Source organism: Chitinophaga fulva, assembly GCF_012927205.1.
GTDB lineage: Bacteria > Bacteroidota > Bacteroidia > Chitinophagales > Chitinophagaceae > Chitinophaga > Chitinophaga fulva.
Genome location: NZ_JABBGC010000003.1, coordinates 537,673 through 561,412 on the forward strand (window position 1 = coordinate 537,673; position 23,740 = coordinate 561,412).

The window sequence follows — 23,740 nt, forward strand, 5'->3', positions numbered from 1 at the left end:
TCGTTTTTAAATAACCAAATCGTTTCCTGGCAAGTTATTTTTTGTCTTTCACTTCCTGTATATATCCGTTAAAAGTGATCGGCTGGCGGTTGTTGCTGGTCACCTGTACGGTAGCATAACCACTGCTGGTAATGGTAACGTTTATATTCTGTATATCCTTGTCACTTGGTTTGATGTTGACATCCCAACCATCCTTTTTGCGGGGATTGGAGGAATATTGGAAGTCTTTGGTCTTAAAATCCAGTGGTGACTTAGTGGAGCCATACGGTGCGGAATAAGCCCTGCCAAAATAAGGCAGATAACTGACGATCGAATCCGGGGTAACGACCAGGTTAAAATCCGGTGTGATCTGTCTTACGCGGCCACTCATGGGAGATACGCTTTGCGGGATGAACATGTAGGTTTTGCTGTCTACCATCGCCTTTACAGCGGCTTCTTTGGCAGCTTCTCTTGCGGCTTTTTTCTCGGCTTTTGTTTGGGCGTATCCACCGGTAAAGAGGAAGAAGGATAGAGAGAGGAAGAACAATGCTTTTGCTGCAAATGAACTTTTCATAATATAAAGATTTACATACTATAAGATACGAATATCGTACCAGATCATAAACTATAAACCCGGAACCATGCCCAACCCGTACATCTCGTTGTTAAAGACCGCCTGGAAATATGCGCGAAAAGAACGTAAAAAATACGTCCTGGTATACCTGCTGTTTATACTGGCCAATGTTTGTTTTTCCCTGAACCCGTTGTTATTCGGGTGGTTCATTGGCCGGGTACAACAGGATACTGCCAACCTGCCCCGATACACCCTGTTGTTTGCCGGTGGCTATCTGGGACTGAAGTTGCTGGAATGGGCTTTCCATGGGCCTGCCCGGGTGATGGAACAGGGCCTCTCCTTCCGCCTGAGCCGCAACTTCCTGCAGGAACGTTACCATCAGGCGCTGCACCTGCCCGTAAAATGGCACCAGGACAACCACAGCGGCAGCGTCATCAACCGTATCCGTAAAGGATATGAGGCGCTGAAAGAATTTTTCTCCCGTGGATTTATGTACTTCCATGCCCTGTCCAAACTGATTTTTTCGCTGGCGGCCATGTTGTACTTCTCCCCCCTGTACGGCGTCATTGGCGTGGTGATGGGCATTGGCTGCATCTATTTTCTCATCCTGTTCGATAAACCATATATCCGTACACTGGAAGAAATCAATGAAGGAGAACACGTAGTATCCGCCACGCTGTTCGACAGCCTCTCCAATATCATGACCGTAATCACGCTCCGGCTGGAGAAAAGCATGGAGAGCGGCCTGCTGGGAAAGATTGCCCGTATATGGCCCTCTTTCCGGAAAAACGTTATCATCAATGAATGGAAATGGTTTGTAGCGGAAATGATGATCACCCTGATATATTGTGTGATCACCATCGGCTATGTATTCCAGCATTGGGTACCGGGAGAGTTGTTTTATGTAGCCGGACTGGTAACCTTACTGGGATATGTAAACCAGTTCACCAGCGTGTTCCAGGATGTAGCGTGGCAGTACACCGATATCATACAGTACAATACCTCCGTGGAAACGGCCACCAATATCAGCGACGCCTACAAAGAACATCACCGGGCAGACGCCGCGCCCGAGCTGCCGGCCAACTGGCAAACCATCGATATCAGTCAACTTAATTTCTCTCACCTTCAGTCATATGATGAAGGGCATGCCCCGCAAAGCCTGCACCAGCTACAGGTACAAATAGGCAGAGGTAAAAAGATAGCGCTCATCGGAGAAAGCGGTAGCGGTAAGAGTACCCTGCTGGCCATACTGAGAGGGCTATACGAACCGGAAGATGGTACGCAAGTGACGGTCAACGGAGAGGCGTACCCGTTAGCCACCATCCACGAAAGCGTGACCCTGTTCCCGCAGGAGCCGGAAATCTTTGAAAACACGATCGCCTATAACGTCACCCTGGGACTTCCGTTTACCAACGAGGAAATCATGGACGTATGTGAAGCCGCCCATTTTTCCGAGGTGGTAGCGCTGCTGCCCGGCGGACTGGAGTCCGATATCCGGGAAAAAGGCGTGAACCTCTCCGGCGGACAGAAACAGCGGCTGGCACTGGCGCGCGGTATCCTCGCGGCACGCGACAGCGACGTCATCCTGCTCGATGAACCGACCAGCAGTGTGGACCCGAAGACAGAAGCGATGATTTACAACAAGATGTTCCAGACTTTCTCTGACAAAGCTATCGTGTCTGCCATGCACCGCCTGCATCTGCTGCCGCAGTTCGATTATATCTACGTACTGCAGCAGGGCCGTGTGGTGGCTGCCGGGAACTTCCGGGAACTGCGCGACCATAGCCCTGTTTTCCAGGAGTTATGGAAGCACCAGGAAAACAAATAATTTTTTTAACTAATATTTATTATCATTGCAGCCGTTTTTTCATCCTATGGAGGTTCTCTCCCAGCCTATCTATCACCCTATGAGAACATATGCAGGAAATTTCGCTGTACGATTTAAAGCGCAAACTGAGGACAAGCGAGAACCCGGACGAAGTGATCACCTTATTGAGACGGCATTTACAGTCCTTCAACCGGCGGGAGTTGTCAGAACTGTTATGTGAGCTGCTGGAGTACCAGGAAATTTTTTTTGAAGCTGCCGAACTATTGATAGAAGAAGGCGGCGCAGACATTCATTATAAAAAGGAAGGGATGATCCCGGTCATCTTCTGTGCCGTGGGGGCCAACAAACCCATGGCAGTGGAGTACGCCCTGAAAAAAGGCGCCACGCTGCACATCGACAGCCGGGATTACCTTTATGCCATCGCGTATATCTTTCAGCAGCACCGGTTGACTGCCATCACCGACATGCTGCTTATCCTGATCCGGCACAATATCGATTTCGATTTTGTGCTGGACAGTCTGGATACCCCGCTGTCACTCGCCACACGGCATAACAGCAACCGGGAAGTGATTGAATTTCTGTTGGCAGAAAATGTACGCAAATATGTATACGATGAAAACGGGCTGACAGCCATACACTATGTGCCATTCGCCAAGGCGCCCAACCTCTATAAAATCATGATCACCGGGATGGCGGATATACAGGTTAAAACAAAATTTGCCACCAGCCTGGAACCGGTGGCGGAAGTGGTGATCAAAGTCAGCGAGCACAGTACGTTTGAAGAGTATATTTATGAATCGCTCAATGCTTTTCTGGTGAACCGGCACCGGATGTATGATGATATTTTTGAGAAGTACTACTACCGGTTGCATATGATCGCCGAGCATATTTCACAGATACGGACAAAATACGGGGAGGCGGGGTGAACGTTTTGTATATTCAATTAATATTGTATATTGTCGATATACACCATTTCCCAAAAATCCTAAAAAGACCAAAATGCTTGCAACGCTGACTTTCCTTGCCGCCGCGTTTTTCGTGGCCCACGTTGGACTTCTCTTTACTTCCTTTGGCAAAAAAGGTTTCCAGAAAACAAAATACCTGTGGTCACATATCACCTTGTGGATTACCGGTGTGCTGGCTTGTATCATTACCCTGCTGTTTGCAGGCAAATCTGTTTCCGGCGTGATCGATGTATTTGATACACCGATGAAGTCATCTTTATTGATCGTGTTATCACTGGTATTGTCGCTGGTAGCGCATACTGTCGTGAAGACGATGGTATTGCCCAAATACCAATAATCAATTACGAATTACGAATTGAGGGCCTCTTTATCGGAAATTTACTTACTAACCTGTCCATAAAAAAGCTATAATTCGTAATTCGTAATTCGTAATTCGTAATTCGTAATTCGTAATTCGTAATTCGTAATTCGTAATTCGTAATTCGTAATTCGTAATTCGTAATTCGTAATTCGTAATTCGTAATTATTTATTGATTACCAATCCCTGATTGGGCACATACTTATCGTATTCCATCACACGGGCTACACGGAGCGCCTCTGCTTCCCCTTTCAGTTTGGCAACAATGTGCAGCGCACCATCTATCCCTGCGGAGATACCGGCAGTAGTGATGATCCGGCCATTGTCTACATAGCGGACATTGTCCAGTACTTTGGTGCGGGGCAATTTTTTACGCAGGTTGCCAATCTGTTCGTGATAGGTAGTGGCCGTCTGGTTGTCCAGCAGGCCGGCATTACCGAGGATGAAAGCGCCGGTGCATACAGAGAAATAGCGGGCGGTGTTTTTATCGCGGGATTTTATCCATGCCATCACTTCAGGGTCTTCCGCAGTGGGGCCGGCGTTGCCACCAAAAACAGCGAGCATATCAGCCGGTGGCGCGTCTGCCAGGCTGTAGTCCGGCAGTACTTTGAGTACTCCCTGAGAGATGATCGGTTTTTTCTCTTTAGCCACGGTAAAAACCTCAAAACCGGCGTCAGCGAATACTTCCAGCGGTCCGGCGAAGTCAAGGATTTCGATGCCGTCGTACAACAGGAAACAAACGCTCATGCGTTTTTCAATGGTATCTTTTTTTATCAGTTCCATACCACAATGCGGACATTTTCCGGGTTGATGAAAGATGATCGTATCACAAGGGCCGCAGGGTGGACAGACATATTTAGCCTGACCCTGCGCAAAAAGCAGGCATGGCGCCAGCAGAAGCATTAACAGCAGCTGTTTCATGAATAAAATTTATATCACAAAGCTAGGAAGCAGGTAGTATCAAATCGGGACAACGAGGCTACAGATCAGGCCACTTCCATGGATTTCGCAGGCTGGACCAGGCGGCGGAGCTGGTTGGGACTTTTAAAGCCACATTCTTTGGCCACCCAGGCTACTTTTTGGCCAGATTTTAACAATAGCAGGGCTTTTTCCTTCCGCAGTTTCTGGATATAATCACCGATAGTGGTGCCAGTGGCTGATTTAAACAGACGGGTGAGGTTACGGGGACTGATAAATACTTGTTCTGCGAGTTCCCCGATCGTCATTTTTTGGTGGAGATGGGAGATGATATAATCCTGTACAGCGTGCACCTGATGATTTATATGCTGTCTGTTTTGCAGAAAGATGCTATCTTGCGGGGAGGAACCATCACGACGCATGGGTACAACCAGTACTTTTGCCAACAAGCTGGCAAATGCTATACCATGACGTTCTTCAATGAGAGCCAGCGCCATATCAATACCGGTAGCGATACCGGCGCTCGTGTAGATACGGCCGCTTTTTACAAACAATCTGTTTTCCACCACCTTCAGGCGCGGAAATTGCTGTTGTAAGGATGTTGTTTGAGCCCAGTGGGTAGTGCATTGCTGCCCGTCGAGCAAACCGGCAGCGGCCAGCGCGAAGGCCGCGGTACAAACAGAGCAGATGGTAGCGCCGCTGGCAGCAGCAGCCTGTAACCAGGGAACCCATAGGGCGTCGTCCGCCCGGTCCCACCGCCTCAGGTCCATTCCGGCAATGATCAGGATATCTTCCTTTGTCACCGTTACGGAACCAGGCGGATCTACTGAAGCAAAACCTAAACCGGAAGAACTGCCGGGTTGTGGATAAGGTGAAACATACCGCAGATCATAGGATTGGCCGCAACAAATGGCCTCCACAAATACGGTCACTGCACCCGCAAGGTCCAGCAGGTGTACCCCGTCGAAAAGAAAAAATATGACACGATTGGGTATCATCTGACGAAATTAGTATATTATTGACAAAAAGTTACGAGAGGTAATATGAACAGGAAAGATGTCTGGAGATACAAATCTCTGGAACAATTAGAAAACAAACGTTGGGAACCCGCTACAGAAGATTCCATGGTCACTAAAAGGTGCATCGCCCTCAGCAAAGTACCCGTCATTAAGTTAACAGCCAGCGACCTAAGGGTATTGATAGGCCAAGCCTTTAATCCAAATTATCTGGTACCCCTGGCCATCGAAAAACTGAAGGACGATCTGTTCGTTGAAGCAGACCTGTATCCGGGCGATCTGTTAAAAAATGTGCTGGACGTACCCCCGCCATTCTGGGAAGAACATCAGGAACTGCATCATGACATGAAACAGATGATTCAGTCGCGTGCAGTGGAAGTAGCATCTGAGATTGATTTACCCGGTTATTGGCAATCGTAAGCCGGCAGTTCTACAGGAAAGATCATCCCTCAAAATCGAAAAGTGATAACTGTGGATTAACAGGCTTATCCGAAGCAGGACCCGCTTCACCGAAATTAGACAACGTTATACCCAACAAACGTATCTGCTTATCTTCTGGCCCGGTAGCTGCCAACAACTGTTTGGCCGTGTGTAGTATTGTGTCCAGGTCTCCTACCGGATAAGGGAAAGACTGATTACGGGTGATCTGCTTAAAATCGCTATACTTGATTTTCAGCGTAATGGTACGCCCTTTCAAACTGTAGCGCTCCAACCTGCCGTAAACAGTGCGGGCTATTTTATCCAGCTCCGCATGCATGTCTTCCAGGGCCGTCAGGTCCTCGGGAAAGGTATCTTCTGCGCCCAATGATTTGGTCTCGCGGTGCGGCTGCACCGCCCGGTTGTCTATTCCCCGCACTATCTGATAGTAAAAAATTCCTACCTTACCGAAATACTGTTTCAGCTCCTGCTCTGTCAACTTCTTCAGATCACCACCGGTGAAAAGCCCCATCCGCTTCATTTTGTCAGCGGTCACTTTGCCCACGCCATGAAACTTTTCCACCGGCAACTGCTCCATAAAAGCTTCAATAGCCGACGGACCAATAAACGTAAAGCCATCCGGTTTATTCAAATCAGAAGCAATCTTAGCCACAAACTTATTGACAGAAATACCGGCGGATGCCGTCAGCTGTAACTCTTCCCGGATAGCCATTTTGATCTGCCGTGCTATATCGATGGCTGAGCCTATGTTCAACTTGTCTTCCGTCACATCCAAATAAGCTTCATCCAGCGATAACGGTTCTATCAAATCTGTATACCGTGCAAAAATTTCCCGTATCCTGCGGGACACCTCCTTGTAAGCATCAAAACGCGGACGAACAAAAATAAGCTGAGGATACAACTGCAATGCCCTTCTGGACGACATGGCCGACCGGATGCCATATTTCCGCGCTTCATAACTGGCCGTGGCCACCACGCCCCTCCCCTCCGGAGACCCGCCCACCGCTATCGCTTTACCACGGTACTGCGGGTTGTCACGCTGCTCCACCGACGCATAAAATGCATCCATATCGATGTGAATAATCTTTCGTTGTATGTTGTTTTCGGTCTGTTCCATTTGTTCTTCTGCAGGCAACGTAAAGATACAACAAAACAGGCTGCTGAACCGTTTCAGCAGCCTGTTATTCAGTAGTGTTATCTATATTTAAAACATAGGTGGTGCCGGGTCCAGATTGCTGTCCAGGAAATCTTTTACCATCGGCATCCACCAGTCTGCATGTGTCATCATACCGATGTGTGTAGTGCCTGGTAAAATAGCCAACCGGGATTTAGGCAACCCATGTATGTCTCCCATTTTTCCGCCGCCTTTGGCGCGGATCAGATCCAGTGCATGCTCATACCGCACGCCGTCTGCATCACCGATGGCCATAAATATGGGCGCCTTGATGTTTTTCACTTCTTTGCTCCAGTCGTACGGCACCACATCTGCACTCAGCACCTTTTTGATGTACGCGGGAAACTGAGCTGAATCATTGCCATAGCTGAGGTATTGTTTTTCTATCGGAGAGCCTTTGAACATATCTGCATTCATGGTAGCAAAACTGGCCTCTACATCAGGCCACCAGCCATTATGGGCGTAGGTCCCTGACAGAATCACCAGTCTGCGCAACTGCTCCGGATGCCGCACGGCAAACTGAAAAGCAATGCCGCCACCCATACTGTATCCGAGCACGTCTGCACTGTCTACCTTCAAATGTTTCAGCAGACCGGACACATCGTCCGCCATAGCTTCATAACTAAATTTGCGCGGGATATCCTTTGTACGGCCATGTCCCTGCATTTCGGCAACAATTATTTTCCGGTCTTTCGCCAACACGGGAATGATATGCGCCCAGTTCATGGGAATGTTCATAAAAGAGCCATGCAGCAGCACCAGCGGTTTACCGCTGCCATACACTTCATAATACATCTTTAATCCGTTTACATCTGCATAGCCGCTCTCTGCCGGCTTCAGACTGTCTTTGGCAACGGTATCTTTCGGCGTGGCAGCAGTGGTTTGCTGATCTTTCGGTGGCTGTTGGCAGGCCACGAACAATATAGCTACAAGCGATAAAAAGGTTATCAGGTACTTCATACGATATCTTTTTTGTGATGATACAAATGTCCGCAACATTCGGTTGCTGTGTGCTGTATGTATGCGACTTTCTACCGGGGCAAATGCGACCTGTGTCATTGGAAATGTGTAATTTTAACTGATGGTCAAAGTAGAAACACTGGAAATTTTTTACAGGGATAAAATCGGACGGGCGCCTGAAAACCTCCGCCAGGGGGCAGGGCATTTTGATATATTCAAGACCGATTACACCCTTGACCAGCCCCTGCCCAACCCTGAAGCATACAGACGGAGGGATTTCTACAAGATCAGCCTCTCCCATGGTAAGAGTGAAGTACAATTTGCCGATAAAACTGTTCAGATAAAAAAACAGGCGCTCCTGTTCCTGAATCCGCAGATACCCTGCAGCGGCGATCTGTCACAGGTCAACAACAGCTTTTGTATCGTCTTCAACCAACATTTTTTTCACCGTTATGGTAACCTGCATGAATACCCGGTTTACCAGCCGGGAGGTACGCATATATTTGAACTGACAGACGAACAGGTACGTGACGTGGAAAATATTTTTCAGCGCATGCTGGAGGAGAAAGTGTCCGACTATGTTTACAAATATGATGTATTAAGAAACCTCACCCTTGAATTAATTCACTTTGCGCTGAAAACGCAGCTCCGTTCCGCCACCCAGGTCACGCCTCCACACAATGCAGCCGAACGGATTGCCACACTTTTCACCACGCTACTTGAACAACACTACGCCATTGATGATACCACGCAACAGGTATCGCTTCGTTCCGCGGCCGACTTTGCCCGGCATATGAATATTCATGTCAACCATCTCAACCGGGCGCTGAAAGCGGCCACCGGTAACACCACCTCCCACATCATTGCTGCCCGTTGCCTGAGCGAAGCCAAATCCTTGTTAAAACAAAGCAGCTGGAGCATTGCTGAAATCGCTTACTCACTGGGCTTTTTAGAGCCCACCCACTTTAACGCCTTCTTCAAAAAACAAACCGGCACCTCTCCCCGAAAATTCAGGAATGTTTGAATTTTGATATAGATGGTTTGTATTTCGCTTTTTCTCTGCCTGCCAGCAAATGACCTTTGCTTATCGATCCGCCATTGTGCAATTAAAAGATCGAAAAAGCATGAAAACAAGAAAATTAAGAGACCTCGAAGTATCGGCTATGGGTTATGGATGCATGGGATTAAGCATGGGATATGGCGCCGCGCCGGACAAAGCGGAATCCATGCGGCTACTGCAATATGCCTACGACCTCGGCTATACGTTTTTTGATACCGCCGAAAGATACGCCATGGGCGCCAACGAAGCACTGATAGGCGAAGCATTGCAGAACGTACGGCACAACGTGGTACTGGCCACAAAGTTCCTGATAGAAAAAAGCGACATCGGCGATTATTCAAGAGAAAACCTGTTCCGTCATATCAAAGGAAAACTGGAACAGTCGCTCACCAGGCTGCGCACCGATCATGTGGAACTATACTACCAGCATCGTGTCAACAAAGACATACCTGTGGAAGATATCGCCTGGGTAATGGGAGAACTGGTCAGGGAAGGTAAAATACGTGGCTGGGGCCAGTCACAGGCCACTGCGGACGAGATCAGGAAAGCGCATGCCGTCACGCCCCTCACCGCCGTACAAAGCGAATACTCTATCATGGAACGGCAATTTGAAGCGGGTGTCATCCCTGTCTGTGAAGAACTGAACATCGGCTTCGTTCCTTTCTCCCCGCTGGCCAATGGTTTCCTCTCCGGCAAAATCAATGCAGACACCACCTTCAAAGGCATCGATGCACGAAGAGTGATCACCCGTTTTGACAAAGACAATATCAAAGCCAATCAACCATTACTCGATCTCCTGCATCATTTTGCGCAGGAAAAAAATGCCACGCCGGCACAGATTTCACTGGCCTGGATGCTGCATAAAAAAGATTTCATCGTACCAATCCCTGGTTCACGCAACCGGGAAAGAATACACGAAAATTTCGGTGCAGCCAACGTAAACCTTTCCCGGGAGGAGTTTGCAGCGATTGAAACCGCACTGTCAAAAGTACAGATCCATGGTAACCGTACAGACGAAGACCTCGCCAAACTACGGACATTGACCGCCGATTGATCATAAAAAAAGAAGAGAGCGTCTCAAAAATAAATGAGACGCTCTCTTATATTTTAAGCAAACAGGAACTGATATGCCATTGCAGTTGCCTGCTTTATTTTTACCAGGACCGTATTCGACTGTGATGTTTTGACCCTCCTTCCCTTTATATAAACCCGGTAGAATGTTCCCGCCAATTTATTCTTAACCAATAAAACCATCAAAGCATGACCAAAATCAAATTTGTTTTCCCGCTGAAGCCTGGCGCCCTTTTGTGGCTGTTGAGCGCATTATTGATGCTCAATGCCTGTAGTAAAAAGCTGGATGTCGATCTGGACGAAGACCGCTTATCTGCATCCGGTAAAACAAAAGCTAATCTTCAACCATTGGTAGAGCCGGATGTATATGTAGTAGGTTTCCAGATAGGTACCAATGGTATTTCTGAGGCCAAATACTGGAAAAACGGCGTAGGTGTTACACTGGGCACAAACTATGGAGAAGCCCGCGCCATCGCCATATCAGGCAATGATGTATACATTGCCGGCATTGAAAGTGATGTAGCCAAATACTGGAAAAATGGCATTGCGGTTTCTTTAAGCAGCACCGGCACCTGGGGTGCTTCCGCCAGCGCCATTGCCCTATCCGGCGGAGATGTATATGTAGGCGGGGAAGACAGCGGCAACAATGGCGTACCCAGACCGGTATACTGGAAAAATGGTACACAGTACGCACTGTCTACCGGAAGCTATAACGGCAGTTGCAGGGTAAAGGCCATTGCCGTATCAGGCAGCGATGTATATGTTGCCGGCATAGTAAGTAATGCTCCTGCATATTGGAAGAACGGTGTGCTGTATTACCTGGACCAGGCCGGCTGGCAGGGTGCCGCCAACGCCATCCTGTTGTCCGGTACAGATGTTTACATAGCCGGACAAAGCAGCACCACCCAGGCCACCAGTGCCACCTACTGGAAAAATGGCGTACGTAATATACTGCCCACCGGCGTCATCAACTATCCTAATGCCATGTCAGAAGTTTTCGGGATCGCATTATCAGGCGGCAACGTTTTAACAGCAGGTTATGTAAATACTTTTGCACCCAAATATTGGGTCAACAGTACTCCTAATACACTGGGCAGCTTCTCCAAGGATGCGCAGGCACGGGGAATCGTGGTGTTCAACAATGATATCTATATTGCAGGATATGAATGGACCCCCAATGGCCTTATACTGGCGAAATACTGGAAGAATAATATACAAATGAATTTAACGGATGGCACCCGTGCAGCAGAAGCCTTTGCTATCGCAATAAAACCAAACTAAAATATTTTCAACGTAAAAGAAACACAAAGGGCGTCTCAAAAATTACTTTTGAGACGCCCTCTTCTTTTTATATGGTAATGATCAGATAATTGGTTTTATCCAGAAACTGTATTCCTGGTTACGGAAAGGTATCCGGTATTGTTCCAGTGGCCATGCGCCCCAGCTGTCGATGCCTTGTACACCGGACTGCTGCAGGTCGATGTGCATATAAATTTCCGGTCTTGTCACCAGTTCTCCGGAGTGGTACTGTTTTTTGTCTGCCTCCGGATCGAGGTCATTGAGGCTGTAAGGCAGCGCTGAGAAATTGAGCAGGCTGTCAGCGTATTCAAAGCGGAGGCCTTTGCCTTTTTTGTTGGTCATGGTCACCCAGCGTACATCTGATTTGTTGCCGCTTTCCTGTGGCCTTGCATACGGGAAATACTGCTGGTCTACCGACTGATGATAGATGCCTACGAAAGAAGCCGTTTTCCTGTCCCAGTAGTTTTCCCATGGACCGCGGCCATAGAAATCGATCTGGTTAAACTGCTGTTGCAATTGCAGATCGTTACCCAGGCGCATGAGCAGCTCGTGTTTGCCTTTTACGGCAGCGAAGCCGTTGGTCACTTTCAGGCTACCGTCGCCATGTACCGCGATGGTTTGTGTTACTACGGCATCTCCATCTACTATCTCTTTTTTCAGCACCACTTCGTAACCGTTGGCGGTTTTGTTGACCGTAGCTTCCAGCAATTTTCCGTCAGCGTAGGCATTGCGCCATTTGCGCAGGGAGTGGTTAAAGCCGGCTCCGATGTCGTTGTCGGTAGGAGCACGCCAGAAAGCAGGCTGCAGGCTGCCTTTCAGCAGTTCTTCCCCTTTCAGTTCATACTTTTCGAGGGAGCCTTGTTGCAGGTTGAAGCGAACGGAGAAGCCGTTGCCTTTGATCACCGCATGACCGGCATCCTGTTGCAGTGTCAGCTGTCCTGGTTTGATTGTGGCCGGTGCTACCGCTGCGCCTTTACCCCATGCAAATTGTTCGGAGGCAATTTCAAAACCGGCAGGCAGGAAAGGCTCCTGCTGCTTCAGGACATAACGTACATTGAGGAAATATTCTTTTCCTGCACGCACAGTACTTTTCACCGGTATATTGATGGAAGCCGTTTGTTGCGGAGCTACCGACAAATCCTTCACGGTTCCTTTTTCGGTGACCTTACCATCTTCCAGCAATTCCCAGTTGAGTTGGTAGTTGGCCAGATCGCGGAAGAAATAGCCGTTGCGGACAGTCACGGTGTTGTTGCCGTTGTAGCTGCTTCTGATATGCTGGTATACTTTCTTCACTTCAATTGCCATAGGAGTAAGACCGCGATGGGCAGTCACCACACCTTTCACACAGAAATTGTTATCGCTGAAAGTCTCATTCACCGGGCCGCTCAGGGGGAAGTCACCACCGTAGGCGAGTATACGTTTACCATTTTTCACAGTATCGATACCCTGATCAATCCATTCCCAGATAAAGCCACCTTGCAGAAAAGGATGGTTTTCGATGGCTGTCCAGTATTCCTGGAAGTTACCGAGGCTGTTGCCCATGATATGCGCGTATTCGCTCATGATCATCGGGCGGTCGGGATTGTGGTTGGAGTATTTCACGAGCCAGTCCGGATCGGGGTATTGCGGCACAATGATGTCTGTGTTATAATCCATTTCAGCGCGCTCATACTGTACGGGACGGGTATCGTGTGCTTTCAGCCAGTCGTAGGCTTCATAGAAGTTGGTACCGTTGCCCGCTTCATTACCCAGTGACCAGGTCACTACACTGGGGTGATTTTTATCGCGCTCGTACATACGCAATATTCTTTCGAGGTGCGGCATTCGCCACTGTTTATCGTTGGCCAGCGTATAGGCGAGATCGTAGTAACGGCCATGGGATTCGATATTGGCTTCATCGATCACATACAGCCCGTATTCATCACAAAGCTCCATCCAGTAAGGGTCCGGAGGATAATGCGAATGACGTACCGCATTCACATTGAGCTGTTTCATCATCTCCATGTCTTTGCGCATATCTTCGCGGGTAAGTGTATGCCCCTGTGTAGCATTGTGTTCGTGGCGGTTTACACCTTTCAGGAACACTCTTTTTCCGTTGACCAGGAAATTGCGGTCTTTCAGTTCGATGCTGCGGAAACCGATGCGTTGCGGCACCACTTCCAGCACTTCACCGGATTTGTTTTTCAGTGTCAGGTAAAGCGTGTAGAGATAAGGCTTTTCGGCCGACCAGCTTTGTACGTTCGCTACTTCCTGATGAAACTGCACATTAGTTTTATAGTTGCCTAGCACCGGCTTCAGTCCACTATTTTCTTCTTTGAGCACCGTTTTACCGGCGGCGTCCACCAGTTCCATGGCCACTGCGAAGGTGTCTGGTTTACTATGATTTGTTTTTTTATCTATCCTGTAGTTGCTGACTTCCAGGTTGATGTCCAGGACACCGTTGGTATAAGATTTATCCAGTGACGCGGTGATTTTGAAATCGCGCATGTCCAGTTTGGGTGTGGCATACAGGAACACCTCGCGCTCGATGCCGGAGATACGCCACATATCCTGGCATTCCAGGTAGGAACCATCGCTCCAGCGATACACCTGCAGGGCGACTACGTTCTGTCCGGGTTTCACAAAGCGGGTAATGTCGAATTCGGCGGCCAGTTTGCTGTCTTCGCTGTAGCCCACTTTCTCCCCATTGATCCAGATAAAAAAGGCTGATTTGACAGCCCCGAGATGAATAAATACCTGTTTCCCGTCCCAGTCTTTCGGCAGGTCAAATTTTTTCCGGTAAGATCCTACCGGGTTATTATCTTCCGGGATATCGTATGGTGGTTTTAAAGCTGCGCCCATTTTAGCTCGGCCGGTAAATTCATACGGATGGTTGACATAAATAGGCAGGCCATAACCGTTTACTTCCCAGTTGGCGGGCACTTTAAAGTTGTCCCATCCGCTGTCGTTGAAGTCCGGTTTGTAAAAATCGACCGGACGTTTACGCGGGTCCTGTACCCAGTTGAATTTCCAGGTACCGTTGAGCGACAGGAAATTGCCTGATTTGGCTTTGTCACGCTGGCCGGCCAACGTTTTGTTTTCGAAGGCAAAGGCGGAAGCCCGCATGGGCAGGCGGTTCACGGACACCACTTCCGGTGTCTGTAATTCCGATGGAAGCTGTTGCGCCCACCCTGCCGTGGCGGCAGCGGTAAGCGCCAGGGTAAGTAGTCTTTTTTTCATTGTTCTGTGCTACGATGATAATAAGCGTATAAAGTACGTGTAATTATATTTAAAAAACAACTATGATGGCCATGATTATTACTGATTCTCCTGATGGCGGAGAGGAGAACGGAGATTTTACAGTGGTTGATGCTGAATAACCTTTCTTTCACTGATGGATTTTCTTACTTTTATCGGAAAGAAATTCCGGTTCCATGATCAGAAAAGGAGAAGGCTTCAAAGGTCAGCGCGCTATCGTCATCCCACGCAATATCCTGCAGGAGAAATGTGTTGCCGATCCGGTAATGCAGACGATGTATATCACGGACATCGGCTATTATCCCAAAGCGAAGTTCCACTATCGGAAACGCCCGAACGGCGCGCCGGAACATATCCTGATCTACTGTATCGAAGGCCGCGGTACTATCCGGCTCAATAAAAAAGACCATCTCATCAAGGCGGGCGATTGTTTCATCATCCCACGGGACTGGCCCCATGCTTACCAGGCGCATGAGTCGGACCCATGGACCATCTACTGGGCACACTTTGCAGGCCATACCGCTGATGCCATTGTCAATACTGCGCTGCAACAACTCAGCAGTCACCAGACTTATCTGTCACATGCCCATGAGCGACTGGCGTTGTTTGACAATATTTACCAGCAGCTGGAAAGAGGCTATCGTACAGAAAACCTGGTGTACGCCAGCATGAGCTTCTGGGCTTTCCTCGCCTCCTGCATCTATCCCGGTGCCTATCTCCCAGGGAAAACAAAGGCCGGGCAGGACACCATCGATCACGCCATAGACTATATGAACCAGCACCTGGACCGCATGCTGACCCTCGGGCAGATGGCGCGGTCCATCAACCTGTCCACCTCCCATTTCTCCGCTTTGTTTAAAAGCAACACCGGGTATTCACCGATTGAATATTTTAACCACCTGAAAGTGCAGAAAGCCTGCCAATACCTGCATTTCACCCATCTACGGGTAAAAGAAATAGCGTCTTTGCTGGGCATGGAAGATCCCTATTATTTCTCCCGGCTGTTCACCAAAGTGATGGGCCTCTCCCCCGCTCAATACCGCGAGAAAAAGCAGGAACCATAAAATAATCCATCAAATTCCGCAGATCCTCTATCCGCTTAATAATGGCGGGCGATTACTTTTACAGTAGTTCAATGAAAAAAAACATGCGCTCTACATCCACGTTCCGGGCGGCCCTGTTGCTGTCCGTTGTTGCCGGTATGGTGGTGACCGCCTGCCATTCACGCAAGCGCACTGACTTCAGCGCGGAAGTCAAGCCTATACTCAATAAACACTGTATCAGTTGCCACGGCGGCGTCAAGCAAAGCGGTGGCTTCAGCGTTCTTTTCCGGGAAGAAGCCCTCGGTAATACCAAATCAGGGAAACCCGCCATCATCCCCGGTCATCCGGAGAAAAGCGAGTTTATCCGCCGCCTGACCTGTAAAGACCCTAAAGAACGGATGCCGCAGAAAGGCGAGCCGCTCACCGCTGCCGAGATAGATGTACTCACCCGCTGGGTAAAGGAAGGCGCCGAATGGGGCGAACACTGGGCTTATGTTCCGTTGAAACCTGTTCCTGTACCGGACATCGCCATCGACAACGGTAACGATATCGACCGGTTTATTCTCGAAAAACTTAAACACGAAGGACTGAAGCCCTCCAAACCGGCAGACCCGATGACACTGCTGCGCCGTGTTAGTCTTGACCTCACCGGGTTACCGCCTACACCGGCCATGGCAGCCGCCTTCAAGGCCGATCATAGTCCGGTAGCCTATCAACGCATAGTTGACTCCCTGCTGCAATCGCCGCACTACGGCGAACGCTGGGCCTCCATGTGGCTCGACCTCGCCCGTTATTCCGATACCAAAGGATATGAAAGAGATGCCAGCAGGAATATCTGGCGCTATCGCGATTGGGTCATCGATGCCTTCAACCAGGACATGCCGTACGACAGTTTCACCATTGCGCAACTGGCAGGCGACCTGCTGCCACATCCTACGAATAGCCAGCTGATCGCGACTGCCTTTAACCGCAATACCATGACCAACGACGAAGGCGGCACACAGGACGAAGAATTCCGTACCGCCGCCGTGATGGACCGCCTGAGCACTACCATGGACGTATGGCAGGGCGTTACCATCGGCTGCGTGCAATGCCACAGCCACCCCTACGATCCATTCCGGTTTGAAGATTATTACAAGTTGCTCGCCTTCATGAACAATACCCGTGATGAAGATACCCACATGGAACACCCTAAGCTGCGCCTGTACGACAGTATTGGCCTCGCAGAAGTGAACCGCATCAGTGAATGGGTACAGCAACATGGCAACACCGCACAGGTGGCCGATGTACAACAGTTCATGAAAGTGCTGGAGCCTAAAGTGCATGCACACGACTGCGATAATTACATCAACGGTGCTTTGTACGATACCAAATACCTTGGCGTACGCCATAATGGTAGCTGCCGCCTGCCCGCACAGGCTACCGGCGGCAAAACGCAGCTGCTGATGAACTACTGGACCGGCAACAAAGGCGGCACCCTTGAATGCCGGCTGGACAGCCTCAACGGTCCGGTATATTTCACGCAAACACTGGCGCCCACCAACGATCGCCGGGTGATTTCCATCCCGCTGAAACCTACTACCGGCAAACATGACCTGTACCTGAAGTTCCGTAACGCTTCCCTGAAGCCTAACGACCCCGTATGTATGGTAGAATGGTTCGCCTTCCGCGATGACCTGCCAGGCAAAGGCCAATCGGGCTACGACAGTGTCAACTCCCATCTGCTGGCATTGGTAAACACGCAACCACAGGACATTCCGGTGATGATAGAAAATACACCGGTGATGCAACGCACCACCCATGTTTTTGAACGTGGCAACTGGCTCGTATTGGGCAAGGCCGTCACCCCGGATGTGCCACACTCCCTGAACCCTTTCCCGGCAAAAGCTCCGCGCAACCGCCTCGGACTGGCCGAGTGGATCACTGATCCGGGCAATCCGCTGACGGCGAGGGTGATGGTCAACCGCCTCTGGGAACAGATATTCGGCACCGGTATCGTAGAAACCGTGGAAGACTTTGGCACACAGGGATTCCTGCCTTCCCATCCGGCGCTGCTGGACTGGCTCTCCTATCAGTATATCCATCAGTACCGGTGGAGCACTAAAAAACTGTTGCGCGAGATCGTATTATCATCCGCCTATCAGCAGGATGCCACCACGAATCCCACATTACAGGAGAAAGATCCTGCCAACCGCCTGCTGGCCAGAGGCCCGCATTTCAGGCTCACCGCCGAAGAAGTGAGGGACCAGGCGCTGGCCGTAAGCGGACTGCTGAACCGTAATATGCACGGTCCCGCTATCATGCCGTATCAGCCGGAAGGCATCTGGCAAACCGTGTGGAGTGGAGAATACTGGAAACAGGCACAGGATGGCAATCAGTACCGCCGCGCCATATACGTGTTCCAGAAACGTACCAGTCCATACCCATCCATGATCACGTTCGACGGTTCCAGCCGTGAAGTATGCCTGCAACGGCGTATCCGTACCAATACACCCTTACAGGCACTGGTTACGCTCAATGACCCGGTGTACGTAGAAACCGCCCGCGCACTCGCACAAAATATGCAACGCAACGGCAACAACGACGCTGCTGCGTGTATCCGTTGGGGTTACCAGACAGCAATATGCCGGCAATTGACCGATAATAAACTGGCGGTGTTGCAACGGTTGTACCATCAGGCATTGCAGCAGTATAAAAAATCACCTACTGACGCGAAAGCGTTGCTGCAATGTAAAGACGCACCGCCACAACTGGCAGAACTGGCGGCGCTGACCGTGGTCGCCAATGCCATTATGAACCTCGATGAATTTCTGATCAAATCGTAATATTTGGTTATTGGGAAATTTGATCATTTAGCTATTGCTGATAACTGAAGATAGAATAACAATGCTCATTCACTCATCTTAAATAATCAAATGTCAAAATATAAAAATATCGAAATGAGGTTGCTCCGGGAAGCCAATGAAGAAACATTGCGCTACATCACCCGCCGGCATTTCCTGCTGGACTGCGTGACCGGCCTCGGTGCCGCCGCGATGGGTTCTTTCCTGGCCAGCTGCGGCAGCAGCTCCGCCAAACAGCTCGATTTCAGTGCCGACCCGATGGCGCCCCGCGCACCGCATTTTCCCGGCAGGGCTAAAAGTGTGATATACCTGCATATGGCCGGCGCGCCTTCGCAGCTGGAACTGTTTGACTATAAACCGGACCTGCAAAAGCTGCATAACCAGCTCTGTCCGCAGTCCTTGCTGGAAGGCAAAAAATTCGCTTTCATCCGCGGCGTTCCCAAAATGCTGGGGCCCCAGGCAGTATTCGCACAACATGGCGAATCACGGGCATGGATATCCGATCATCTGCCACACTTCGCTACCATGGCTGATGATGTGAGTTTCCTCAAAGCCGTGCAGACAGACCAGTTCAACCATGGCCCGGCGCAGCTGCTCATGCAGACAGGCAGCGCAAGGCTCGGCAGACCCAGTATCGGCTCATGGGTCACCTATGGCCTTGGCACGGAAAACAGCAACCTCCCCGGCTTTGTAGTGCTTACCTCCGGCGGCAAAACACCCGATGCCGGTAAAAGCGTGTGGGGCAGCGGTTTCCTGCCATCCGTATACCAGGGTGTGCAATGCCGCACCAAAGGCGATCCGGTGCTGTTCCTGACAGACCCTGAGGGGATGGACCGTAATCTCCGTAAACAATCCATTGAAGCTATTAACGATATCAACCGGCAGGAATACGAAAGTTTCGGCGACCCCGAAACAGTAGCCCGCATCGCGCAGTACGAGCTGGCCTACAAAATGCAGATTTCCGTTCCCGACGTGATGGACATCAATAAAGAACCGGCATATATTCATGAGATGTACGGCACACAGCCCGGCAAGGAATCTTTCGCCAACAACTGCCTGTTGGCCCGTAAACTGGTGGAGAAAGGCGTGCGCTTCGTGCAGCTGTACGACTGGGGCTGGGACAGCCACGGCACAGACGAGAACCTGGCTATTGATTATGGTTTCCGTAATAAATGCCGGGAAATAGACCGTCCTATTACCGCGCTGTTGAAAGACCTCAAACAACGCGGCCTGCTCGACGAAACGCTGGTGGTATGGGGCGGTGAATTTGGCCGTACGCCCATGCAGGAAAACCGTGACGGCAAAGACACGCCTTACCTGGGCCGCGACCATCACGTAGAAGCCTTTACCATGTGGATGGCCGGCGCTGGTATCAAAAAAGGATTCACCTGGGGAGAAACAGATGAAATAGGTTACGCCGCCGTTAAAGGTAAAGTGGCCATCAACGATATACACGCTACCATCCTGCAACAGCTGGGATTTGACCATGAGAAGCTGACCTATCAGTTCCAGGGCCGTCCATTCCGGCTAACCGACGTAGGCGGACATGTGATCACACCAATTCTGGGTTAATATTTAAAATCAACCAATGTATACCAGCAGAAGAAATTTCCTCCGGCAGTCTGCCGTTATGAGCGGCGCACTGGCCCTCTCCTCCCTCCCCTCCTTTGCAGCCCGGCCGGCTAACGGCTACCGGTTGACCGTCATGGCCACCAACTGGGGTTATCCCGGCAGCATCGGCGATTTCTGCCGCGATGCCAAACAGGCCGGTTACGACGGTATCGAGCTCTGGTGGCCGCAGGACAAAGCAGCGCAACAGGCGCTGTTCGCCGCACTCGATCAATACAAGCTACAGGTAGGTTATCTCGCCGGTGGTCACGATAGCGACTATACGAAACATGCCACCCAGTTTGAAAACAACCTCTCCGCCGCTACCACCACAGGTCCACGGCCGTTATACATCAACACACAATCAGGCAAAGACTATTTTACCTTCGATCAGAATGCCGCGCTTATCGATATCAGCACCCGCATCACACAGCGCAACGGCGTTCCCATTTACCACGAAACCCATCGTTCCCGTATGTTGTTTGCCGCGCATGTGGCGCGCCAGTTTATCGAAAAGAAGCCCGACCTGCGCCTGACCCTCGATATCTCGCACTGGTGCAACGTACATGAGTCTTTGTTGGAAGACCAGGCCGAAACCGTGGGCAAAGCATTGGAACGCGTGGGCCATGTCCACGCACGTATCGGTCACCCGGAAGGGCCACAGGTCAATGATCCCCGGGCGCCCGAATGGGCCAACGCCGTGAAAGCGCATTTCAGCTGGTGGGACCAGGTGGTGCGCCGCCACCAGGAAGCGGGGAAACCGCTCACGATGCTGACCGAGTTCGGTCCGGCAGACTACATGCCCACCCTGCCTTACACGCGGCAGCCGCTCGGCAACCAGTGGGACATTAACGTATACATGATGCATCAACTCAAACAGCGCTACGGGAAGTAATGAAGATATTAGCCGCAACCGGAAACTGGAATCTTTTCATCGGCAGGATACATCCGCTGATCGTACACCTGCCGATAGGTATCCTGATCATCGCCTTTGTGCTGGCGCTGCTGTCGCGCAGCAGCAAACGGGCCGGCCTGCGGGCCGCGCTGCCACTGTTGTTGCTGGCAGCAGCCCTCTCTGCCGTCGCCAGCTGTGTGGCAGGTTACCTCCTATCACTCGACGGCGGTTATGACGAGCAACTGCTTAACACCCACCTGTGGCTGGGTATAGGCGTCGCCGTTAGCAGCAGCCTGTTATACCTGCTGAACGTCATCCCTGCCGGTAAACGGCTAACACGGTTACAGCTGCCACTGTTTGCCCTGCTGCTGGTACTGGTATCTGCCGCAGGCCACTATGGCGGGTCGCTCACCCATGGCGACGACTACCTCGTGCAAGCCATGCCGCCCGCCTTGCAGGCATTCAGCGGTCAACAAAAAACTGCTGATAACGCACCTGCCTATACGAATGTAGCTGACGCACGGATATACGAAGACCTGGTGGCACCGGTGCTTTCCACCCGCTGCTACGGCTGTCACAATGCGCAGAAACTAAAAGGAGGGCTTCGCCTGGAAACGCTGGCATTGATCCGTCAGGGAGGAGAACACGGCCCGGTATTAAAAGACAGTATGCCGGAAGAAAGTGAGTTGTTTAAAAGACTGGTGCTGTCTGATAACGATGAGCACCGGATGCCGCCTAAAGGCAAGCCGCAGCTGTCGCCCCGCGAGGTAGAGCTGCTTTACTGGTGGATAGCGCAGGGCGCGCCCACCGGCAAAACCGTCAAAGAGCTGAAACCCAATCCGCGTATACAGCTGGTGCTGGAAGCGATGACACCGGGCAAAACGCTGGACCATAATGAATTTGTACCGGACGGAACGCCGTCAGCGCCGGATAGAAAGAGTGTGGAGGCCCTGGAGGCCAAAGGAGTGAAAGTGATGCCAGTCGCGGCCAACAGTCCTTTTATTGCGGTTACTTGTATAAACGCGTCCGGCTTCAGCGATGCAGACATGACGCTGTTGCACCCGCTGCGGTCGCAGCTGGTATGGCTGGACCTGTCCGGCACCCGTATCACCGATGCAGCGTTGCCTGCTATCAGTCAGCTGACCGCCCTTACGCGGCTGGAGCTGAAACAGACGGCTGTCAAAGGTTCCGCGGCAGCATCGCTGGCAGGCTGCCAGGAGCTGCGGTACCTGAACCTGAGCGGCACCGGTTGTTCGCCCGCTTTCCTGCATGCCCTGGGGAAGAATAAAAAACTACAACAGCTGTACCTGTACCAGGCTAACCCTGACGCCAACACGCTGCGGCAGCTGCAGCAACAACTGCCCAAACTGCGTATCGATACCGGCGGTTACCAGCTGGAGCAACTGGCATCAGATACCATCATCTATAAAAAGAAAACTGTTTAAAACCACTTGCCCTTATCGGGGTATTGCCGGATGTCGGTCATATTGTTGACGATCACCGCTATCAGCAACAGTATGGCCACTCCGGAGGCTACCGGTGACAATACGTACCAGAAGCCCAGCTTCCGGATGGCCGGTGAACCGGCGATCGCCAGCAATGCGGTGGCCCCTCCCGGCGGATGTACTGTTTTTGTCACCTGCATCACCACCAGCGCTGCTGCCACCGCCAATGCGCAGGCCAGCCATTCCCATTCCGGCCATGGTACCAGGTAACGGACCGTTACGCCCACCACAGCACTCAGCAGATGTCCTCCTACCAGGTTACGCGGCTGTGCCAGCGGGCTCTGTGTATGACCATAAATCAATACCGCCGAGGCGCCGAAAGAACCTATCAGAAACAGGTTGTCCTTCACCGGGAGATAAAAATGACTTAATAAACCAACGCTGGCGATGCCTGCAAAAGCACCGATGAATGACCAGTAAATATTCTTTTTATCGATCAGCGTTTCCCGGTACATAACATACCGGGCTACCCGTATACCACGGCGGATCCTGATGAATTTTGCTTTTTGATGATGTTCGCGATGTGCGGCCTTCTTTTCTTGTATAGATAACATTTTTACTACCGTCAGCTTTCCATTGGGAGTGATTTCCACCGCAAAGATATATCATCCCCCGTCAAATCATCTATAGAAAGAAAAGCCCCTCTTTTTTCCCTTTTTTCAGAAAAATTTTATCTGCGCAAGAAGACTGCGCACATGGTCTTGCATCTTTGTATCATCGAAGCGGTCAAGTAAGAGTTACTTCATCATTTGGGATTTACTTTCACCATTATCGCTTCAGCTAAAGCAGTCGTCTAATTGGCAAGACACCGGTATAGAAGTTCCGAAATTACCAAAAGGGTCAACCGGGGCTTACTTCTCTCAGGGAACCGGGGTTGTTGGTTCGAATCCAGCCTGCTTTTCTATCAAGGTCAATTGTCGTTTACTACGTTTTTCTACAAAAAACCAGCGGCAAAATTATCTGATTATA

19 protein-coding genes and 1 tRNA gene are annotated in these 23,740 nt (G+C 50.5%); 13 read left to right on the forward strand and 7 right to left on the reverse strand.

The genetic code is table 11. The features are described 5' to 3' along the window. Nucleotides 1–34: 34 nt before the first annotated feature. Nucleotides 35–553 carry a DUF4251 domain-containing protein gene (locus tag HHL17_RS25400; protein WP_169227650.1) on the reverse strand — a complete coding sequence of 173 codons (519 nt, stop codon included), beginning with the start codon at nucleotides 551–553 and terminating at the stop codon, nucleotides 35–37. 67 nt (nucleotides 554–620) lie between these two features. Here HHL17_RS25400 and HHL17_RS25405 point away from each other — a divergent pair, with 67 nt between their 5' ends. From HHL17_RS25405 to HHL17_RS25415, 3 genes are all read left to right on the forward strand, one after another. Continuing rightward, entirely contained in the window at nucleotides 621–2,381 is a 1,761-nt protein-coding gene (locus HHL17_RS25405; RefSeq protein WP_169227651.1) for an ABC transporter ATP-binding protein, read from the forward strand. Between the two features lie 89 nt (nucleotides 2,382–2,470). Continuing rightward, nucleotides 2,471–3,307 carry an ankyrin repeat domain-containing protein gene (locus HHL17_RS25410; RefSeq protein WP_169227652.1) on the forward strand — a complete coding sequence of 279 codons (837 nt, stop codon included), beginning with the start codon at nucleotides 2,471–2,473 and terminating at the stop codon, nucleotides 3,305–3,307. A gap of 73 nt (nucleotides 3,308–3,380) precedes the next feature. Beyond that, nucleotides 3,381–3,683, forward strand: coding sequence for a hypothetical protein (locus tag HHL17_RS25415; RefSeq protein ID WP_169227653.1), 303 nt, complete (start codon nucleotides 3,381–3,383; stop codon nucleotides 3,681–3,683). Nucleotides 3,684–3,869: 186 nt separating this feature from the next. Here HHL17_RS25415 and HHL17_RS25420 read toward each other — a convergent pair whose 3' ends face one another. Together HHL17_RS25420 and HHL17_RS25425 are read right to left on the reverse strand one after the other, a co-directional pair. Next, nucleotides 3,870–4,625, reverse strand: coding sequence for a DJ-1/PfpI family protein (locus tag HHL17_RS25420; protein ID WP_317166607.1), 756 nt, complete (start codon nucleotides 4,623–4,625; stop codon nucleotides 3,870–3,872). A 65-nt stretch (nucleotides 4,626–4,690) separates the two neighbouring features. Beyond that, nucleotides 4,691–5,620 (reverse strand): GlxA family transcriptional regulator, encoded by a 930-nt coding sequence (locus HHL17_RS25425; RefSeq protein WP_169227655.1) that lies wholly within the window; start codon nucleotides 5,618–5,620, stop codon nucleotides 4,691–4,693. 45 nt (nucleotides 5,621–5,665) lie between these two features. Here HHL17_RS25425 and HHL17_RS25430 point away from each other — a divergent pair, with 45 nt between their 5' ends. Next, a complete protein-coding gene (locus HHL17_RS25430; protein WP_169227656.1) occupies nucleotides 5,666–6,058 on the forward strand; it encodes a contact-dependent growth inhibition system immunity protein in 393 nt (130 codons plus the stop codon). Between the two features lie 22 nt (nucleotides 6,059–6,080). Here the strand turns inward: HHL17_RS25430 and dinB are convergent, their stop codons facing one another. Beyond that, the gene (dinB, locus tag HHL17_RS25435; RefSeq protein ID WP_169227657.1) at nucleotides 6,081–7,193 is read right to left on the reverse strand and encodes a DNA polymerase IV; all 1,113 of its coding nucleotides are present in this window, start codon (nucleotides 7,191–7,193) and stop codon (nucleotides 6,081–6,083) included. A gap of 87 nt (nucleotides 7,194–7,280) precedes the next feature. After that, nucleotides 7,281–8,210: an alpha/beta fold hydrolase gene (locus HHL17_RS25440; RefSeq protein WP_169227658.1), complete on the reverse strand. Its 930-nt coding sequence runs from the start codon at nucleotides 8,208–8,210 to the stop codon at nucleotides 7,281–7,283. A gap of 121 nt (nucleotides 8,211–8,331) precedes the next feature. Between HHL17_RS25440 and HHL17_RS25445 the strand changes: the two genes are divergently transcribed. From HHL17_RS25445 to HHL17_RS25455, 3 genes are all read left to right on the forward strand, one after another. After that, entirely contained in the window at nucleotides 8,332–9,234 is a 903-nt protein-coding gene (locus HHL17_RS25445) for a helix-turn-helix domain-containing protein (RefSeq protein WP_169227659.1), read from the forward strand. Nucleotides 9,235–9,334: 100 nt separating this feature from the next. Continuing rightward, entirely contained in the window at nucleotides 9,335–10,324 is a 990-nt protein-coding gene (locus HHL17_RS25450; RefSeq protein ID WP_169227660.1) for an aldo/keto reductase, read from the forward strand. Between the two features lie 206 nt (nucleotides 10,325–10,530). Then, nucleotides 10,531–11,622, forward strand: a complete 1,092-nt coding sequence (locus HHL17_RS25455) for a hypothetical protein (RefSeq protein WP_169227661.1) — start codon at nucleotides 10,531–10,533, stop codon at nucleotides 11,620–11,622. Between the two features lie 81 nt (nucleotides 11,623–11,703). Here HHL17_RS25455 and HHL17_RS25460 read toward each other — a convergent pair whose 3' ends face one another. Continuing rightward, complete coding sequence (locus HHL17_RS25460) at nucleotides 11,704–14,859, reverse strand: glycoside hydrolase family 2 TIM barrel-domain containing protein (protein WP_169227662.1); 3,156 nt, start codon at nucleotides 14,857–14,859, stop codon at nucleotides 11,704–11,706. 194 nt (nucleotides 14,860–15,053) lie between these two features. Between HHL17_RS25460 and HHL17_RS25465 the strand changes: the two genes are divergently transcribed. From HHL17_RS25465 to HHL17_RS25485, 5 genes are all read left to right on the forward strand, one after another. After that, the gene (locus tag HHL17_RS25465) at nucleotides 15,054–15,941 is read left to right on the forward strand and encodes an AraC family transcriptional regulator (RefSeq protein WP_169227663.1); all 888 of its coding nucleotides are present in this window, start codon (nucleotides 15,054–15,056) and stop codon (nucleotides 15,939–15,941) included. An 83-nt stretch (nucleotides 15,942–16,024) separates the two neighbouring features. Then, nucleotides 16,025–18,745, forward strand: coding sequence for a DUF1553 domain-containing protein (locus HHL17_RS25470; RefSeq protein ID WP_169227664.1), 2,721 nt, complete (start codon nucleotides 16,025–16,027; stop codon nucleotides 18,743–18,745). A 90-nt stretch (nucleotides 18,746–18,835) separates the two neighbouring features. Further along, nucleotides 18,836–20,335, forward strand: coding sequence for a DUF1501 domain-containing protein (locus HHL17_RS25475; protein ID WP_169227665.1), 1,500 nt, complete (start codon nucleotides 18,836–18,838; stop codon nucleotides 20,333–20,335). Nucleotides 20,336–20,351: 16 nt separating this feature from the next. Next, nucleotides 20,352–21,266: a twin-arginine translocation signal domain-containing protein gene (locus HHL17_RS25480; RefSeq protein WP_169227666.1), complete on the forward strand. Its 915-nt coding sequence runs from the start codon at nucleotides 20,352–20,354 to the stop codon at nucleotides 21,264–21,266. Next, entirely contained in the window at nucleotides 21,266–22,711 is a 1,446-nt protein-coding gene (locus tag HHL17_RS25485; RefSeq protein ID WP_169227667.1) for a c-type cytochrome domain-containing protein, read from the forward strand. The genes HHL17_RS25480 and HHL17_RS25485 overlap by 1 nt, the downstream gene beginning before the upstream one ends. Here HHL17_RS25485 and HHL17_RS25490 read toward each other — a convergent pair. After that, complete coding sequence (locus HHL17_RS25490) at nucleotides 22,708–23,325, reverse strand: HPP family protein (RefSeq protein ID WP_169227668.1); 618 nt, start codon at nucleotides 23,323–23,325, stop codon at nucleotides 22,708–22,710. The genes HHL17_RS25485 and HHL17_RS25490 overlap by 4 nt on opposite strands. 228 nt (nucleotides 23,326–23,553) lie before the next feature. Between HHL17_RS25490 and HHL17_RS25495 the strand changes: the two genes are divergently transcribed. Further along, nucleotides 23,554–23,672: transfer RNA gene (locus HHL17_RS25495), tRNA-OTHER, on the forward strand. The last annotated feature ends 68 nt before the right edge of the window (nucleotides 23,673–23,740 follow it).

Coding starts and splice junctions, on each gene's coding strand:
- HHL17_RS25430 (WP_169227656.1), top strand. CDS start 5,666: ATGAACAGGAAAGATGTCTGGAGATACAAATCTCTGGAACAATTAGAA.
- HHL17_RS25480 (WP_169227666.1), top strand. CDS start 20,352: ATGTATACCAGCAGAAGAAATTTCCTCCGGCAGTCTGCCGTTATGAGC.
- HHL17_RS25470 (WP_169227664.1), top strand. CDS start 16,025: ATGCGCTCTACATCCACGTTCCGGGCGGCCCTGTTGCTGTCCGTTGTT.
- HHL17_RS25460 (WP_169227662.1), bottom strand. CDS start 14,859: ATGAAAAAAAGACTACTTACCCTGGCGCTTACCGCTGCCGCCACGGCA.
- HHL17_RS25415 (WP_169227653.1), top strand. CDS start 3,381: ATGCTTGCAACGCTGACTTTCCTTGCCGCCGCGTTTTTCGTGGCCCAC.
- HHL17_RS25425 (WP_169227655.1), bottom strand. CDS start 5,620: ATGATACCCAATCGTGTCATATTTTTTCTTTTCGACGGGGTACACCTG.
- HHL17_RS25450 (WP_169227660.1), top strand. CDS start 9,335: ATGAAAACAAGAAAATTAAGAGACCTCGAAGTATCGGCTATGGGTTAT.
- HHL17_RS25420 (WP_317166607.1), bottom strand. CDS start 4,625: ATGAAACAGCTGCTGTTAATGCTTCTGCTGGCGCCATGCCTGCTTTTT.
- HHL17_RS25410 (WP_169227652.1), top strand. CDS start 2,471: ATGCAGGAAATTTCGCTGTACGATTTAAAGCGCAAACTGAGGACAAGC.
- HHL17_RS25400 (WP_169227650.1), bottom strand. CDS start 553: ATGAAAAGTTCATTTGCAGCAAAAGCATTGTTCTTCCTCTCTCTATCC.
- HHL17_RS25405 (WP_169227651.1), top strand. CDS start 621: ATGCCCAACCCGTACATCTCGTTGTTAAAGACCGCCTGGAAATATGCG.
- HHL17_RS25475 (WP_169227665.1), top strand. CDS start 18,836: ATGTCAAAATATAAAAATATCGAAATGAGGTTGCTCCGGGAAGCCAAT.
- HHL17_RS25445 (WP_169227659.1), top strand. CDS start 8,332: ATGGTCAAAGTAGAAACACTGGAAATTTTTTACAGGGATAAAATCGGA.
- HHL17_RS25490 (WP_169227668.1), bottom strand. CDS start 23,325: ATGTTATCTATACAAGAAAAGAAGGCCGCACATCGCGAACATCATCAA.
- HHL17_RS25455 (WP_169227661.1), top strand. CDS start 10,531: ATGACCAAAATCAAATTTGTTTTCCCGCTGAAGCCTGGCGCCCTTTTG.
- HHL17_RS25440 (WP_169227658.1), bottom strand. CDS start 8,210: ATGAAGTACCTGATAACCTTTTTATCGCTTGTAGCTATATTGTTCGTG.
- dinB (WP_169227657.1), bottom strand. CDS start 7,193: ATGGAACAGACCGAAAACAACATACAACGAAAGATTATTCACATCGAT.
- HHL17_RS25465 (WP_169227663.1), top strand. CDS start 15,054: ATGATCAGAAAAGGAGAAGGCTTCAAAGGTCAGCGCGCTATCGTCATC.
- HHL17_RS25485 (WP_169227667.1), top strand. CDS start 21,266: ATGAAGATATTAGCCGCAACCGGAAACTGGAATCTTTTCATCGGCAGG.